Raw genomic sequence first — 15,676 nt, 5'->3', positions numbered from 1 at the left:
CCATTTAGAGCTTTGAGCGGAGCAGATTGATGTCTCGCTCAAGGCTCTCGATCATTCGGCCGACACCCGGCGCTGGGCCGAGTTCGTGGAGGAACTCCTTGGAGAATTTGTTGCTAGTGGCGTGGGTGGCGCGGACCTTGTTGATGTAGTCATCGAAGACGGCGGGCGAGTTTGGGTTGGCTTCCAGCAATGGATAGGGCTCGATGAAGCCACGTAGGTGCTCGGCGCGGGTTGCGCTTCGGAGGGGTTCCATGCTCGTGAGCTTAAGAAGGCGCCCGAACGGGGTGTTCCAGGAGCCGCCGAGGTCTTGGAACTTATCGAGGGCGGTGTGGATCATCGAGAAGTCGTTCCAAGCGTACTTTCGGTAGTCGGTTTTGCGGAGCACGGTGTCGAACCACTGGTTGGCGCAGGTTTGATAGGCGGGACTAGCCCGCCATCTTGGTGCGTAAGCGAGGAAATCGGAAAGTGCTTTCTGGTTCGACTTGAGCTCAATCAGCCTGGCGCCGGCCCACTGCCCTTCTCCTCGGGCTTTGTTGAGGAGGAAGAAGAGTTTCCAGACTTGGCAGGCGTCTTCGATTCGGTCGGCATTGGCGAGGTGTCCGGCCAGGCGCGAAAGGAGCGCCCCTTGGCCTACGTTGATTTGAAGATCAGCGTCGATGGAGTGGCTGGCGGAGGCTCCGCTCCACTGTTTGGCGGCTTCTAACCGGGGGATTTCCTTCAGTTTTGGAGAGATTTTCTGCCAAATTTCGAGGGTTTGGGGGTCGGGCGGAATCAGTTTGGCGGATGGCGTGGGGGCTTTGAGGACGGTTGCGGTGCCCCGTCCGAGGTCGCTCGCGATCTCCTGGGCGATCAGAACTCCGTCCGACTTGATGATGGGGAATTTCTGGATGATTTCTTCCCGTTCCAAGGGGAAGCAGAGTTCGTGGGCGCGCTCGACTTGGGCAGAGTACGAGCGGAACGCGGGTAGGACTCCAGTGGTCGTCAGGTAGATCGTGGCTGCGGCACCGATGATGCAGACGACGATTCCAGTGACGATGAGGGGCTTTCGGAAAGATTTCATTTGGGGATGGCTACGCCGTAGTCGTAGTCAAGGCTGCCGCCTGACTTGGGTCGCTCAATGACTCCACCGTCGTCCTTGAAGTTTGGTCCGATACTGTAGATGATGCGTTGGTTTTTGTCCCAGGTTAGGCGGAGGGGTTTTCCGTCGCTGTCGAGGGCGTAGCGGCCCTTGAGGGGGAGGTCTCTCTGGGTTGGGTTTTCGAGGAGTTTGATGGCTTGCATCAAGACGTTCCGCTGGGCGTAGGTTTTTGAGCAGGCTTTTCCGGCTTGGGAGAAGACCGGCATCAGAATCTTTGGCAAAATGTAGCTGAGTCCGTTCTTGGACTCCAATTCTCGATCCATCCAATTGCTCGCATTTTCGATCTTTTTGGAGTCGTAAGGATCACTTCCCAGGCGAGTGTAGAACTCGGCATAGATTTCATGGATGCGAGAATTGGCTGCAAGCTTTGCACGTGGAATCTTGCTATATGTCCTGATCAACCGGTTCCCGTCTTCCGTCATCCACTCTTCATTTAAGTTTGTCTGAGCTCTAGCTAAGGAGTCAAAGCCTTCGAGCGCGAAGACGTGCTCGGTTTTCATCGTTCTCGCGAAGTCGAGGGGCTGGTCGAGGAGTTGGAGGGTCTGCCATGCGGCGGCCCGCAAGGCGGGGTCTTGACCTCGGCGGTTGAGGGCTTTACGCATCGATTCTTCTACAATCGCCTCGCCAGCGATTCGCACAAGTAGGCCGATGAGCGTTGGCTCGTCGTCGGCCACGAGGGCGACGTTAGCGGCGCGGCGCCAGGCTTCGGCGGCGACTTGTGGCTGGTTCTGTTCAACTGCGACATCAGCACGGAGGGAAGCAAACTTGACGACGCTTTTGAGCGTTGCAAGCTCTGGATACTCGGCATTGATGAGCGGCTTTCGGTTGCGCGGAAAGATGCAGTATTTGAGCTTGGCGGCTTGATCAACCTGTTTCCAGAACGGATCGAACTCTTGGTAGGACGCCGTGATGAGCGGGGTGTTGAGTGATTTTTGGTTTAACTCGAACAGTTTGCGACTTTCGTAATTTTTGGTGAACTCGTCCAACACCATTTTCATCAACGTGGCTCCATTCTCGTTTGTCGGGACTTCTAGAGTGGCAAGAAACTCTTCGCTCGACGTAAATAGTCCAGCGGCTTTGGCTTTGGCTTCGTTTTCCTTGAATTTTGAGGCCGCAGACGGGATGTCGGTCAGGGCGTAGGCGATTCCAAGCAGGGCCATCAGGGCGGCGGAGATGCCCAAGACGACTTGGAGAGGTTTGGAGAAACGGAGCTTGACGGACACGATTGGATTATGGACGTGGTTGATCCGTCCATACGTTCAATCAATCTTTTGGGTTAAGCAGAGCGGCGCTTTCGGCTGCTCAGGAGCTTGGTGCGATCCCGGTACTTGTTCACCGTTCGGCGAGCGACGTGGACGCCTTTATCCGCAAGAATCTTCGCGATTCGTTCGTCGGAGAGCGGGTTGTCGGGGTTTTCGGTGGCGAGGATTTCCTCGATCATCTTTTGAACCCGCAGCGCCGGTTTGAAGAAGACTTCGAACGAGACAGTTTCGCCAGTCGAGAGTTGGACGAACTTGCCTTGGGTGGCGCGGCTGACAGTGCTTTCGTGCAGGTCGATGTCGTGGGCCAACTGGGTTCGGGTAAGCGGCATGAGGAACGAGACATCGCCAGTGGAGACGAATCCGGCTTGCTTCTCGATGAGATACTGACCGACGCGCATCATGGTTCGGTGGCGCTGTTCAAGACAGTCAATAAAGTCGCTCGCTCTACCGACGAAGTGCGACAAGTGCCGCTTCTCATCCTTCTCGACCCGAGCCTGTTGTTGTAGATCATCGAGTCGCTTCTTGTAGTAACCGTTGACGCAGAATTCGGACGCGGATGGACCTCGGACACTGACTTCCCAACCGAATTCTGATCGCGAAAGCACGATGTCGGGCTGAATTGCTGGCAACCGAGCTTCATGGCTCTGGCTGCTTGGCCTAAAGGCATCGCCGGGGAATGGGACGCAGCCCATGATGAGGTCGAAGACTTCGTTGATGACCGCCGGGGTGACCGAGAATCGGCGGGCGAGCTTCATGCGCTTGCCGCCGGTGAACAGATCGAGGTGGTCGCGGACAATCTTTCGGGCGATCTTGCCTTCAAAAGTCTCATCTTCCTTGAGTTGAAGCAGAAGGCTCTCTTGAATTCCGCTTGCCCCGATTCCTGCGGGTTCACACTTTTTGAGTTGCTCGATCACGTATTCCGCGTCTTCGATGGAGCAGTTTCCGCCGAGGGCGATTTCTTCGACCGGCTCGTACAGGTATCCGTTTTCGTTGAGGCAACCGATAGCAAACTCTCCGGCTTGGCGGAGGTCTTCGGAGAGCTGCGGCAGAAGCTGGGCGCTGAGGTATTCGTGGAGCGTCGTTTCTGACGACGCAAGGTCAATCCAGCCGGGAGTGACGTCGTCAGTTGGCAAGGAACGCCAAAGCTCTCGGTCATCGCCGTGGGGTTTGAGCTCGCGGGGAGCGATGTTGCGGAGGATTTCCCGCTCGGTTAGGGGAATCTCTTCAGGAGCAAGGCGTTCCAGGGCAGGGTTCTCATTGAGTTCCGCCTCCAGTTTCTGCTCCAGTTCTTGCATGGATAGTTGCAAAATCTGGCTGGAAAGCAAGAGCTTCGGGTCGACTCGCAACCCTGTCTCTAGCCGATGACTCGTCCTAATGCCTGTATTCAATGCCCAAATCCCTCACTGCCATTCAGCGCAGCAAGTTTGTTAATCCACTTTGGGTGTGCCGTTCATCCTGGTAGGGGTGCTGGAGTTACGGTTGGCGTAGACTTGGGAGGTTCATGGCGCATGTAATTGTTTGCGGGTTGGGGCAGGTGGGGTTTCGGTGCACCATGCTTCTGCGGCAGCTTGGCATTCCGGTTACGGTGGTGACGACTGAGGATAAGCGCGGGTTTAAGAAGATCGCCCAGGAGGCTGGGGCTATAGTTCAGATTGCAGATGCGCGCGACATCGATTCTTTGCGATTAGCCGGACTTTCGGAAGCTCGGGCGCTGTTGGCGGTGACCAGTTCGGATTTGGCGAACTTGGAGATCGCAATGGACGCAGTGGAAAGTGGGGCGACTTGCCGAGTTGTGATTCGACTCGGCGATCAGACCCTTGCCGCGAGGTTGCACCGCGAGTCGGGCATTGATCGAACACTTGCAATGTCAATGGTGGCGGCTCCAAGCTTTGCGGCGGCGGCACTTGATCCCAGTGTTTTGGGAGCGTTCGAGTGGAGAGGGGAACAATACACGTTGGTTCGGACTGACTCGCCGTCAGCAGACGACATCGGTTTGGCAGATGATTTGGTAGCGCACCGTCGAGAGGCGACGGCAGGTCCGAGGCGGGCGACAAGACCCCGTATATCTTTTCAGCAGTTTGCGGGATCGATTCCCGGGAGTCTGAAAGTTGCTTTCCTCCTCATTTCGTTACTCGCCATGGGGAGCATCATGGTGTTCCACCTCGGAATGAAACTTTCGTTGATCGACTCTTTGTACTTTGTGGTTACGACGTTGACGACGACGGGATACGGGGACATCAACGTGGGAAGAGAATCTTGGATTCTGAAGCTGTACACCTGCGTAATGATGGTTCTTGGCTCGGCAGGAGTAGCGGTTGTTTATTCGATCATTACCAATTACATCGTCTCGACTCGGTTCGACGAACTTGCAGGTAAGCAACGGGTGAATGCGAGCGGACACGTTATTGTGGTCGGACTCGGCAACGTTGGGCGGAGGACGGTTGAGTACCTGCGCCACATGGGAATTGAAGTGGTAGCGGTCGATACCGATGCCTCCGCGCGAGATCGCCGAATGTTGCCGGATTCAGTTCACTTTTTGGTCGGTGATGGGAGAGAGGTAGAAGTTCTGGAGCGAGCGGGGGTTCATCGGTGCTCGGCGGTGATTGCAGTAACTGATAACGATGCGACAAACCTGTCGACAGGGCTATCTGCAAAAAAGATCAAGCCAAGTTTACGTGCGGTGGTTCGGATTTTCGACGCTTCTTTTGCTCGAAAGGTGGAGGGGGTTTTGAATATCGACGCGGCGTTAAGTGCATCAAAACTGTCGGCACCGTCGTTTGTCGCAGCAGCTCTTGGGGAAGGGTTGGTCTACTCGTTTGTGGAGGACGGGGTTTTGAAAGTCATTCGGGATGACGGAGGTCGGTTGGGGTTTGAAGAATTACCGTTAGAGGCTTGAAGCCTCGCTGCCCTCGCTCGGCAGGCGAAACGCCCCAACTTCATCGGGATCTTCGACCTGCGGTCCCAGTGGGGTTAGTCGCCTCCTCCACAACCTCCACCTCCGCAGCCTCCTTCGCCACCGTCTCCTCCGCCCGAGCCGCCGTCACCGCCGCCGTGTCCGCCGGAGCAGTGGCCGCCGCCACTGCAGTGACCCGAGTGACCGTGGCCGCCAGAATCGGCTCCGGTGGTTGACGAGCAACCTCCGCCGCTGGTGCTACAGTTGCCGTTCTTACGGCGTTGTTGATCGGATGTCACTGCAGCGATAATCACGATGATCACCACAACTCCTCCGATGAAGAGCAGAGGGACGAGGCTGGCAGGAGATCCGGTTTGAGCTAGGGCTGTGCACCCGACGAGAGCAGCGGCACTTCCCGTTAGGAGCGTTGCCCAGACTAGTTTGGCCCGCACTCCAGCCTTCGGAGCTTCTGGCTTTTGAGGGAGTTTGCCACGCCATATATCTGCCGGTGCGTCCTCACCAAAGGTTTGCCGGTAGAGTTCGAGCGTCGATCCAAACTGGGTTTTGTGTTTGGTGTCTTCGGATTCTCCCCCTTTAGTCGGCTCGTGGTGGAGCGGCCGCGGGAGCATCGGCATGAAGCGCTCCCAGTAGGAGCGGGTGTAGACGAGGTGGAGGTGCCAGGCTTCGTCGACAATGAGCGAGGGAGTAACCGGTGTCTTGGAGATCATGGCGAGGGCGACAAAGCGCTTGTACTCGAGGATGACCCGCTGGGTGAACTCGGGAGTCCAGCCTTGCTCTTTGGCAAGGCGATCGGCGAACGATGTTTGGACTTGTCCGCCGTCGATGTCGAATGCCTCGATTGAGGCGATGAGGGCTTGGTTGTTATCCATTTTGACCTTCAATCGTGGTTACGGCTGGAATTGGGAACGGGATGTTAAGGTGTTATTAACTTTATTGACTTCAGATTCATCACCGCACCTTTGGGCATCATTCGCACCTTGGCTTCGAACCGGGTTTTGCCCGTTTTGGTGAGGTTCACTTCTCCGAGGTCGAGGGTTTTGAATGTTGACCAGCCACCAGTGCTCGCAATTGTGAACTGGGTTTCGATATCACCGCTCAGGAGGGAGCACAGGGAGCCTTCGCTGCCGGCTTCGCAGGCGTATTCGAGTTGGAGTTTGTACTTGCCTGGGCGGACGATGTTGATGTCCCAGAAGACGCTGTCGGTCTGGTTGGTCCAGAATCCGATGGCTTTTTTGGCGTCCTCGAACTTGGCTGTCGTGCCGTTGATAGTTGCATCGGCGGCGAGGAAGGTGAAGGAGCCATTTAGGTTTTGCTGGGGGAGAACTTTGACGATGCTCGGCTCGCCCTCGAGTTCGACTTTGATGACGACCGGTTCTTTGATCTCAGCAGGCACTTCAATGAGGGGGCTTGCCAGACCGTCAATGATCGGAAGCGACTTACCCGAGCCGAGCAATTTTGCCGACTTGATCGGAGTCTGGAGTCCGGGGAGTTCGATTTGGAAAGCGTTCTTATCAAAAACCGTGCAATAGAGCGTGTTGCCCTTTCGGGTTACCCGCCCCCAACTCAGGGGTTTGGCAAACGGAGACGCCTGGGTTCCGTAGATGGCTTCGCCGTTTAGATGCAGCCACTTCCCTACCGCCTCCAACCTTTCGACGCTAGCGGGCGGGATTTCTCCGAGGGCGGTAGGACCGACGTTGAGAAGGTAATTGCCGCCTTTTGAGGCGCAGTCCACCAGGTTGAAAATGAGAGTGTCGGCAGATTTCCAGTTGTTATCCCCCGCGTGGTAGCCCCATGAGCCGTTCATCGTCATGCAGCTTTCCCAGTCGATGCTGAGACCATCGGCGGGGATTTCTTGCTCGGGGGTACCGAAATCTCCAGCGAAGCCGGAGGCAGAGAGGCCACTCATTCCGGCGCGACCGGTGTCGACGCGGTTGTTGATGATGATGTCGGGTTTGAGACCGCGGACGTAGTTGTACAGGTCAACTCCGCGCTCGTGGTTCCAGGTGTTCAGCCACTCACCGTCGAACCACATGACTGCAGGGTTGTAGCGGGTGACCACTTCCTTGAGCTGCGCCTTCAGATACCGAACATACCTTTCAAAATCCGCTTTGACTTCTGGCCGAAGGTCGTACTTCTCGCGGGGGGTGTGGTCAGGGTGGTGCCAGTCGAGAATCGAATGGTATGTGCAGAATTTGATGCCCTGCCTTTTGCACTCGTCGCTGAGCTCCTTCAGGGGATCGCGTTTGAACTGAGTGTGTCCGATGTCCCAAGTGCCTTCTTTGGTCGGCCACATGGCGAATCCTTCGTGGTGCTTACTGGTTATGACGATGTACTTCATTCCCGCCGCTCGGGCAACCCTGACAATTTCTTTCGCGTTGAAGTTGACCGGATTGAACTGCTTTTGGAGCGGCTCCCAGTCTTTGATTTTGATCTGTGCCGAGTTGATGAGCCACTCGGATGCGCCTCCGTACTCCTTGCCGTTCCAAGTTCCGGCGGGGACTGAGTAAAGTCCCCAGTGGATGAACATCCCAAAACGAGCATCGCGCCACCACGCCATTCGGGCGTCTTTTTGGGCTTTGCTTTCGGTCATAAAGCTTTGCTCGCCGCTGTTGAAGGCACGGAAGCTAGAGATGATCGGTGCCCCGTACGCTTTTTCCACCGTGAGTTTGAGCGAAGTGACCGTCGTCGGAACGACGCGGAAGAGGCGCTTGTTGCCGATGGTCGTTCCGGTGGCGAGGGATTCCCACTTGCCATTAACTTGGCCCTTGACGTCAAATTGGGCGATGGTTTGCCCCTTGGCGATTTCCTCGTTCAGCTCGATTCGGTCGATGAGTGTGGGTTTTTTGAAGTTGATTGAGAGGGATTTAGTGTCTTCTACCTTGATTGGAGCACTGAGCGGGGTTTTGAAGGTCTTGTCGAGTTTGGCCCTTAGTCCGAGCAAAGACTTGACGTCATTTTCATGAATGAGACCTCTGGTATCGGGTGGAACGTTGAGGAGAAAGGAGGAGCCGTTACCGACGGATTGATAGAACAGGTTCTCCAGATCGGTGGCGCTCTTGACCTTTGCGTTTTCGGATTCACGCCAAAACCAACCTGGTCGGATGCTCACGTCGCACTCGCTTGGCACCCAATCGGTGCCGTTCGGGTCACCTTCGCCGAGTTCTTTGTAGAGCGACGTACCCGGGACGTAGCGGCTGCGGTTGATGGTTGCCCAGTTGGTGCTCGGGCTCTTTCCGGATTCGTTTCCGACCCAGCGGACGTCGGGGCCCGCGTCGGAGAAGATCACGGCCTTGGGCTGGAGTCGGCGGACGGTGTCGATGTACCGCTTCCAGTCGTAAACCTGCTTTTTGCCGTTTGCGCCCTCGCCGTTGGCTCCGTCGAACCAGACTTCAAAAACTTCACCGTAGTTGCCTAGGACTTCTTCGAGCATGCCGACAAACGTATCGTTGTACTTGTCGGTGCCGTAGGTTGGGTGGTTTCGATCCCAAGGCGACAGGTAGACACCGAGTTTGAGTCCCTCGGCTTTGCAAGCTTGAGAGAGTTCTTTAAGTACGTCTCGCTTGAGTGGGGATTGGGCGACAGTGTGGGTGGAGAACTTGCTTGGCCAGAGGCAAAACCCGTCGTGGTGCTTGGCGGTCAGAATGACGCCCTTCATCCCGGCTTTCTTGAACGTCTTCGCCCACTGGCGAGTGTCAAGTTGGGTCGGGTTAAAGCTGCGCGGGTCCTCGTTGCCTTCACCCCACTCTTTTCCGCTGAACGTGTTTGGACCAAAGTGGACGAAGCCGTAGTACTCCATCTTGTGCCATGCGAGCTGACGGGGCGACGGAGTGGGTCGGGTTTGGGCAGTGGACATGGCAATCGAAAGGAGGAAGCAGGCAACGGCAGCAGCGCGAACCATTTGGCAAGTATAGGAGGGTCGGCTCTCCCAATGCAACGTGCAAGATACAAGCGGCTGGCACAAAAAAGCGGGGCCCTAAGACCCCGCGACATCTGAGTCGTGCTCCTCAGAATCCTTATTGCCAGAAGTTTTCGGCATTCATGTCGAACGCTTCTTGTGTTCCATCGGCGAAGGTCAGTGTGCCTTTTCCGTCGACTCCGTACTCACCAGTTGCAGGGCAGAGGGGGTTGTTGGCGTTTTCGAGCCTTATGGAACCAGATCCGTCTTGGTTGACTCTCCAATTGATCTTGTAACCGAGCGAGTTTGTCCAGCTGGATTGAACAACGCCGTTGTCTTCAACCGAACCGATAAAGATGTAGCGGCTACCTCCGACTGAGAACGAAATCTCGAATTCGGTCTTCGATTCCCAGCTCTCCTGCTTGAACTTTGAGATGGTTTCATAGATTTTCCCATCATCTCCCTTGTCGATAATCAGGGTCTCGTATGACGACTTACCGGAAATGGGGTTGAGCATTGTGCTCGATTTGTACCGATTTGGAGCGTATATCCCGCTCGTGAAGTGATAGTCGGTTTCGTTGAACCCAACCACATCCTCATAGCGGACATAGTTGTTCTGGTAGCCAATTTTGTTAATATGTTCGGCATCGGAGAACATGTCGCCTTCAAAAACACTCCGAAACTCGTTACCATTAGCAAAACCATACTCCTCCTTGGTTGTCTTGTACCAAATTCCGTTCGGGTTACCGCCTTCGGTTCCTCCGCCTCCTTCCTGCTCTCCGTCGCCGTCGTGTTCTCTCGACTGGAGTGAGAGTTTGGAGCTTGCCTCTCTGGCGAGCTTTGCATTGGAAGACTTGACGGACTGAACCGAACCAGCCGCTTCTTTGACGGCAGCTCGGGCTGAGCTTTTGTCGAGTGTGACCAACGGTGTAGTTGTGCCGGAGCCTCCGCAGCCGATTAGTGCCGTCGCAATGCCGACGGCGAAAAGTGATTGAGTGCGAATCTTCATTTGATTTCTTCCCCCAAGTTCTGGGACTTGCTAAAATCTACTATCATTCACGGATGATATGTTCCCTATTGTGGAGCAAACTTGGGTTCAAAATGACCCAATCCGGCAGGATTTGGGTCATGGTTAGGAACGTTTAGAGTTTTCGCTAAACCAATCCGGGTGCGCACCAGCCAGAGTAATAAGAAGATGCCGAAATTAAGTTGGAGAGGGTACGAAAACGTCGAAGAGGCAGCTAGGATCGCAGGTCCGCGCATCCGGCACCTTAGAGAGTCGCGCGGACTCTCGATTCGGGCGCTTTCTGCTCGGGCGAGAATCAGCAAGACGACCTTGATGAGGATTGAGAGAGGCGAGCCGATTTCAGAAGATGCGCTGGACCGGCTTTGCGTGGCGCTTCAGACCGTCATTCCGAACCTCATGGTCGTAAGCGAGGATTGGGATCGCGACTACCGGATTCATCGGCGGTCGGATGAAGACTGGGGGGTGGCATTTCGAAAACAGAAGGCGCCCAGCACCGTAGTCGACTTTGCCAAAGTCGAGAGTGCTACTGAACGAAAGCGCCTCGGGAACTTGGGTTTTGTCAGCGGCTTCCTGCAGAACTCGAATTGCGCTTTGAGGGGCGGAAAACTGGAGGCGGCGATGATGGAGCTCTACGGCGACCAGGACATTGAGGGGTTCCGCCATTCGGGTGAGGAGTACGTCTATTGCCTTCAAGGACTTCTGAAGGTGACGCTTGCGAAAGAGGTCATTATGCTGCAGCCCGGAGACTCGATGATCTTCTTTTCGCGTCATCGGCACCGCTACGAGTCAGCTTTGCCGTCCCAACATCCGGATGAGCCAACGAAATTGCTCATGGTTTGGATGGAGTCGGCGGAGGAGCTGGAAGCGATTCGAGAGGATGAGGAATGTTAGCTTGCAGCTGTCGAATTCGCTAGCTTGATGAGCCGATCTACATACCCGGGATCATCGACGGGTTGAGCATGGCCTTTGTCGGGGACGATCCATAGGTCGGCTTCGGCGGCTTTGGCCAACGCTTCAGCGTTGGATTTGCCGAAAAGACGGTCCTCGGCGCCGTGGATGACGAGGGCTGGCCTACGGAGGTTCGGTGTGCCCATTGGTTTGCCTTTCTCATCAAGTTCGCTGATCTGTGCACCCCAAATCATCCATTTTTTAGCGGTATCTACCGGGTTCACCTCGCTGGGCTTAACCCCAACCCTCGCCGTGCCGAACCAGATCACGGGGCGGAGGAGGATGTTGCCGTAGGGGAGGTCTTTTTTGAGCCATGCTTCGCAAGCCTCGTCCAATCGCGCAAAGGCAGAATCTGAAACCACGGCACTCACACCAGGCTCATCCGAGGCGAGCCAGGCGGCGGCTCCGCCCAGCGAGCAGCCGACGAGAATGGTCCGCTCGGCCTTAAGGGCACGGACTGTTTGGCGGATGAGTTCGGACTCAGCCGGGCCGAAGCCGACGGTTTCGGAGGGGTTGTCGTCTTGGCCCGTCATTGGCAATATAACGACCTGGTAGCCGCGCTTTTGGAGCTCGAGGCCGGTGTTGGCGTAGTAACCACGATTTCCGCCTAGGCCGTGACAGAGGACGAAGACGGTCTCTCGCTTCCCGTCAAGGATTGAAGGAGTCACCCAGGCGTTCACATCTTTGACGGGTTGCCAGACGGCAAACTCAGATGGCTTCTCGGGATGGGATCTGGGCATATGAATCAAGCCGTCGGCCAGCTTGTAGCACATCCCAAAGTAGAGTCCGACCCCTAGACAAAGCCAGAGAATCACTTTACGAAACCGTTTTTTCCGCCGCTGTAACTGCATTGCTCAATAGACTGGCGACCGTCATCGGCCCGACTCCGCCGGGGACGGGAGTGATCGCTCCGGCTATTTCAACAGCGGACTCGAAGTGAACGTCCCCAACATCACCTTTTCGGCCCTCAACTTTGTTATATCCGGCATCAATGACAGTGGCTCCAGGCTTGATCCAATCGCCTTTGACCATCTCGGCGCGGCCAACGGCGGCGACGAGTATGTCGGCTTCACGGCATCGGTCGGCGAGGTCCAGGGTTTTGCTGTGGGCGATGGTGACGGTGGCGTTCCTTTCGAGCAGCATCAGAGCCATCGGTTTGCCGAGGATGTGGCTTCGACCGATGACAAGAGCGCGCTTTCCGGTGACGTCGATGTTGTAGTGGTCGAGAATTTTGGTGATGCCCAGCGGGGTCGCGCAGCGGAATCCATCGAGTCCAGCGGTCAGGCGTCCCAAAGATGCGGGAGTGATCCCGTCGGCATCTTTTTCCGCTCCAAGAGCAAGCAAGGCAGCGTTCTCGTCGAGGTGTTTTGGAAGCGGGTGCTGAAGGAGGACTCCGTGGACTGCGGGATTTGCGTTGAGCGAACCGATGATGTCGATCAACTCCTGTTGGGTGGTTTTTTCGTCAATCTCGAACTGTTCGCCGATCATGCCAGCGGCGGCGGCCCATTTCTTTTTCATGTTGACGTAGGCAACGGAAGCAGGGTCTTGGGCGGCGACGACAACGTCGAGCCGAGGCGTGACTCCCTTTACTCTGAGGGCGGCAACTCGCTCGGCAAGCTCAGCGCGAACGATTTTGGAGAGAGCGAGCCCGTCAAGGATGGTTGCCATAGTACGGCAAGAGTTTACTGCTTGATCGTCCAGCCGAAGCGGTTGACAAGCTTTCCTTGTTCGGAATCGGCTTCGATGGTTTCCTCTTCTGGCTCGACTTTTGGGGCGCGGAAGATGCGCTCGGCTTCGCCTAGATCTGGGTCAGCGGGGGCGGTTTTTGGGTCGAAGTTGGCTTTGAGGGTTTGCTTCAGCACGGTACCGAGGACGCCGTTGACGAATTTGCCGCTCTCGGCAGTGCTGTACTTCTTCGCCATTTCGACGGCTTCGTTGATCGTCACCGCAGGCGGGATATAAGGGTAGTCGTGAAGTTCGTGAAGAGCCAGGCGCATCACATTTCGATCCACCGAGGCAAGACGATTGTAATCGTAGTCAGGGATTGCTGCGGAGATGGTCCGGTCGAGGCCAACACGGTGTTGCCAAGCTCCCTTTGCTAAAGCTCGAGCGAAGCGGAATACGAGGTCGAGGGTGGCGTCGGGATAGTCGACGCCCTTTGTGAGATCATCTAGCTGTTCCTCGTCATGAAATGCATCGAACGTCAGTTCAAGGGCGTCATCGATGGAGACCTGCGACAACTCGCAAGTGTAGATTGCGCGAAGAGCGCACTCGCGGGCGACTCGGCGGAAGCTAAAGGGGGTGCTCAAACGGCCTCACCGTCGAGGAACTTCGGCACGAATCCCGTGTCGAAGTTACCCGCGACATAGGAAGGTGTGGCCGCTAGCCGACGCAGGAATGGGATATTCGTGGCGATGCCCTCCACTTCAAATTCATGTAGCGCGGCTTGGAGTTTGCTCACTGCCTCTGCTCGGGTTTCGCCTCGGACGATGAGTTTGGCGAGGAGGGGATCATAGAAAGGAGTAACCGTCAGTCCGGCGTAACAGTGGGATTCCATACGAACTCCGCGACCCATTGGCGCGCGCCAGCCAGTGATTTTTCCGGTAGAAGGCGAGAAGTCGTTGTCGGGGTCTTGGGCGGTGATCCGAGCTTCGATCGCGTGACCTTTTAGCTTGATATCGGCTTGGGTGAAAGGGAGCTTTTCGCCGCTGGTGGTGCGGAGCATGAGTTGCATCAGGTCGATTCCAGTGATCTCTTCGGTCACGGGGTGCTCAACTTGTAGGCGAGTGTTCATCTCCAAGAAGTAGTAGTTGAAATCGGTGTCGACAAGGAACTCAACTGTTCCCGCATTTTGATATCCAACGCTGCTTGCGACCCTGACAGCAGCCTCTCCCATGCTCTTTCGGACCTCGGGAGGCAGGTCGGCGTAGGGGGCTTCTTCGACGAGCTTCTGGTGACGCAGGTTCTGTATCGAGCACTCTCGCTCTCCAAGGTAGACCATGTTTCCATAGCTGTCGCCGAAGACCTGAATTTCGACGTGGCGGGGATTGAGAACGAATTTTTCGACCAGCATTTCACCCGAGCCGAAGGAGGCTTGGGCTTCGGCGGTCGCCATTTTCCAGAGCCCGCTGAGTTCCTCGGAGTTGTTGACGCGGCGGATGCCCCGACCGCCGCCACCCGCGACAGCCTTCAATAGCACTGGATAGCCGATTTCTTCGGCGACTTGAATGGCTTCGCTGTCGTTTGCGACAGGGCCGTCGGAGCCGGGCACGACAGGACAGTTGGCTTCGATAGCCGCTTTTTTGGCACTGGCTTTGTCGCCCATGGCCTCGATTGCTCCGGTTGGAGGTCCGATGAACTTAACTCCAAGTGATTCTAGTGCAACCGCGAAGTTTGCCCTCTCGGAGAAGTATCCGTAGCCAGGGTGAACAGCTTCAGCCCCGCTGATTTGGGTAGCCATCAGAACGTTTGCGAGGTTGAGATAAGAGTCTCCGTTGCTTCCGGCACCGACGCAGATGGCTTGGTCGGCAAGCTTGACGTGAAGGCTTTCGCGGTCTGCCTCGCTGTAAATCGCTACTGAAGCGATACCCAGTTCGCGGCAGGCGCGGATAGCACGGCAGGCAATTTCGCCACGGTTTGCAATGAGAACCTTTTTCAGCATCAGTATTTCTCGTGTCCTAAGTGGGGGCAATGGACGTTGCCCTGCTCGTCGACCAAATAGGTTTCCTTGCCGACCGGGCATTTACTCACGCTTGCCGCACCAGGAATGTCGGCGGGTGAAGTGGGCTTGAACTCATCATCGGAGGTTTTTTGGACTTGTATCAGCTGCCGCATCTGGCTCAAATTGCTTTGGCACGCCGAATCATTGGCGGTTGCCATCGCGTTACCCATCACGGTTTTTCCTCGACCATCAGCTTTAGGTTTTGGTGCCGCGCCTCCCATACCTTTCATCATAACGACGGCGAGGATCGCGATGATTGCTATGACGGCGAGGCTCGCAACGAGGGTCTGGCCGCGTCTCATATAAGGATCTCCATGATCGGCTGACCATATTCGACGGGGTCACCGTCTTCAACAAGGATGTCAGAGATCGTTCCGGCAATAGCAGAGTGGACTTCGGAGGAGATTCCAAGCGCGAAGATCGTTCCGATCACATCGCCCTTCTCGACGGTTGCTCCTGCAATCAAAGGCACCTTGGCCGTTCTGAATATCCCTACCGATGTTGCCTTGATCGGTTTGCTGGAAGGTTGAATTTCTACGACAGCGGGTGCAGCAGTTTCGACGGTCTGCGAGGGTGCAACCTTAGGTGCCGCTTTTTTCTCGATCACTGCGGAAAATTTCGCAGCGCCGACTTCAAGCTCTACTTCATTCATCTGGCTTTGCACAGCAACATCTAGTGCGTGCCGGACCAGTTCGAAGTCGATAGCGGACATAACCCTAACAGTGTACCAATCCCCAAAATTCTGTGTTACTAGCAAGTAATTTTGTGGAA

14 protein-coding genes are annotated in these 15,676 nt (G+C 55.9%); 2 read left to right on the top strand and 12 right to left on the bottom strand.

Annotated elements, in window-relative coordinates; genetic code table 11:
- Positions 1-4: 4 nt before the first annotated feature.
- From WCK51_05650 to rpoN, 3 genes are read right to left on the bottom strand one after another with little or no spacing between them, the layout of a single operon-like run.
- On the bottom strand, positions 5-1,060 hold the full coding sequence (locus WCK51_05650) for a hypothetical protein (protein MEI7576357.1): 1,056 nt from the start codon (positions 1,058-1,060) through the stop codon (positions 5-7).
- On the bottom strand, positions 1,057-2,361 hold the full coding sequence (locus tag WCK51_05645) for a hypothetical protein (protein ID MEI7576356.1): 1,305 nt from the start codon (positions 2,359-2,361) through the stop codon (positions 1,057-1,059). Before WCK51_05645 ends, WCK51_05650 begins: the two co-directional genes overlap by 4 nt.
- Positions 2,362-2,414: 53 nt before the next feature.
- Positions 2,415-3,788 carry an RNA polymerase factor sigma-54 gene (gene rpoN / locus WCK51_05640; protein ID MEI7576355.1) on the bottom strand — a complete coding sequence of 458 codons (1,374 nt, stop codon included), beginning with the start codon at positions 3,786-3,788 and terminating at the stop codon, positions 2,415-2,417.
- Positions 3,789-3,901: 113 nt separating this feature from the next.
- On the opposite strand from rpoN, the gene WCK51_05635 reads away from it, so the two are divergent.
- Positions 3,902-5,296, top strand: a complete 1,395-nt coding sequence (locus WCK51_05635; protein MEI7576354.1) for an NAD-binding protein — start codon at positions 3,902-3,904, stop codon at positions 5,294-5,296.
- Between the two features lie 74 nt (positions 5,297-5,370).
- Here the strand turns inward: WCK51_05635 and WCK51_05630 are convergent, their stop codons facing one another.
- The 3 genes from WCK51_05630 to WCK51_05620 all read right to left on the bottom strand — a co-directional run bounded on the left by WCK51_05630 (position 5,371) and on the right by WCK51_05620 (position 10,218).
- Positions 5,371-6,183, bottom strand: a complete 813-nt coding sequence (locus WCK51_05630; protein MEI7576353.1) for a hypothetical protein — start codon at positions 6,181-6,183, stop codon at positions 5,371-5,373.
- Between the two features lie 44 nt (positions 6,184-6,227).
- On the bottom strand, positions 6,228-9,212 hold the full coding sequence (locus WCK51_05625) for an alpha-L-fucosidase (protein ID MEI7576352.1): 2,985 nt from the start codon (positions 9,210-9,212) through the stop codon (positions 6,228-6,230).
- A gap of 115 nt (positions 9,213-9,327) precedes the next feature.
- On the bottom strand, positions 9,328-10,218 hold the full coding sequence (locus WCK51_05620) for a hypothetical protein (protein ID MEI7576351.1): 891 nt from the start codon (positions 10,216-10,218) through the stop codon (positions 9,328-9,330).
- A gap of 186 nt (positions 10,219-10,404) precedes the next feature.
- On the opposite strand from WCK51_05620, the gene WCK51_05615 reads away from it, so the two are divergent.
- On the top strand, positions 10,405-11,127 hold the full coding sequence (locus WCK51_05615) for a helix-turn-helix domain-containing protein (GenBank protein ID MEI7576350.1): 723 nt from the start codon (positions 10,405-10,407) through the stop codon (positions 11,125-11,127).
- Here the strand turns inward: WCK51_05615 and WCK51_05610 are convergent.
- Genes WCK51_05610 through WCK51_05585 form a run of 6 tightly spaced genes read right to left on the bottom strand, consistent with a single transcriptional unit; the run spans position 11,124 to position 15,617 of the window.
- Positions 11,124-11,999 carry an alpha/beta fold hydrolase gene (locus WCK51_05610; GenBank protein MEI7576349.1) on the bottom strand — a complete coding sequence of 292 codons (876 nt, stop codon included), beginning with the start codon at positions 11,997-11,999 and terminating at the stop codon, positions 11,124-11,126. The two genes, WCK51_05615 and WCK51_05610, sit on opposite strands and share 4 nt — an antisense overlap.
- A gap of 1 nt (position 12,000) precedes the next feature.
- Positions 12,001-12,852 carry a bifunctional 5,10-methylenetetrahydrofolate dehydrogenase/5,10-methenyltetrahydrofolate cyclohydrolase gene (locus tag WCK51_05605; GenBank protein ID MEI7576348.1) on the bottom strand — a complete coding sequence of 284 codons (852 nt, stop codon included), beginning with the start codon at positions 12,850-12,852 and terminating at the stop codon, positions 12,001-12,003.
- Positions 12,853-12,866: 14 nt separating this feature from the next.
- Positions 12,867-13,493, bottom strand: a complete 627-nt coding sequence (gene nusB, locus WCK51_05600; GenBank protein ID MEI7576347.1) for a transcription antitermination factor NusB — start codon at positions 13,491-13,493, stop codon at positions 12,867-12,869.
- A complete protein-coding gene (locus WCK51_05595; GenBank protein MEI7576346.1) occupies positions 13,490-14,845 on the bottom strand; it encodes an acetyl-CoA carboxylase biotin carboxylase subunit in 1,356 nt (451 codons plus the stop codon). Before WCK51_05595 ends, nusB begins: the two co-directional genes overlap by 4 nt.
- Positions 14,845-15,207: a hypothetical protein gene (locus WCK51_05590; GenBank protein ID MEI7576345.1), complete on the bottom strand. Its 363-nt coding sequence runs from the start codon at positions 15,205-15,207 to the stop codon at positions 14,845-14,847. The genes WCK51_05595 and WCK51_05590 overlap by 1 nt, the downstream gene beginning before the upstream one ends.
- A complete protein-coding gene (locus WCK51_05585) occupies positions 15,204-15,617 on the bottom strand; it encodes a biotin/lipoyl-containing protein (GenBank protein MEI7576344.1) in 414 nt (137 codons plus the stop codon). The genes WCK51_05590 and WCK51_05585 overlap by 4 nt, the downstream gene beginning before the upstream one ends.
- Positions 15,618-15,676 lie beyond the last annotated feature (59 nt).

This window comes from Armatimonadota bacterium (assembly GCA_037138755.1).
Lineage (GTDB): Bacteria > Armatimonadota > Fimbriimonadia > Fimbriimonadales > Fimbriimonadaceae > Fimbriimonas.
This window is presented reverse-complemented; position numbering and strand designations above follow the sequence as displayed.

Coding starts and splice junctions, on each gene's coding strand:
- WCK51_05650 (MEI7576357.1), bottom strand. CDS start 1,060: ATGAAATCTTTCCGAAAGCCCCTCATCGTCACTGGAATCGTCGTCTGC.
- WCK51_05635 (MEI7576354.1), top strand. CDS start 3,902: ATGGCGCATGTAATTGTTTGCGGGTTGGGGCAGGTGGGGTTTCGGTGC.
- WCK51_05630 (MEI7576353.1), bottom strand. CDS start 6,183: ATGGATAACAACCAAGCCCTCATCGCCTCAATCGAGGCATTCGACATC.
- WCK51_05625 (MEI7576352.1), bottom strand. CDS start 9,212: ATGGTTCGCGCTGCTGCCGTTGCCTGCTTCCTCCTTTCGATTGCCATG.
- WCK51_05620 (MEI7576351.1), bottom strand. CDS start 10,218: ATGAAGATTCGCACTCAATCACTTTTCGCCGTCGGCATTGCGACGGCA.
- WCK51_05615 (MEI7576350.1), top strand. CDS start 10,405: ATGCCGAAATTAAGTTGGAGAGGGTACGAAAACGTCGAAGAGGCAGCT.
- WCK51_05605 (MEI7576348.1), bottom strand. CDS start 12,852: ATGGCAACCATCCTTGACGGGCTCGCTCTCTCCAAAATCGTTCGCGCT.
- WCK51_05595 (MEI7576346.1), bottom strand. CDS start 14,845: ATGCTGAAAAAGGTTCTCATTGCAAACCGTGGCGAAATTGCCTGCCGT.
- WCK51_05590 (MEI7576345.1), bottom strand. CDS start 15,207: ATGAGACGCGGCCAGACCCTCGTTGCGAGCCTCGCCGTCATAGCAATC.
- WCK51_05585 (MEI7576344.1), bottom strand. CDS start 15,617: ATGTCCGCTATCGACTTCGAACTGGTCCGGCACGCACTAGATGTTGCT.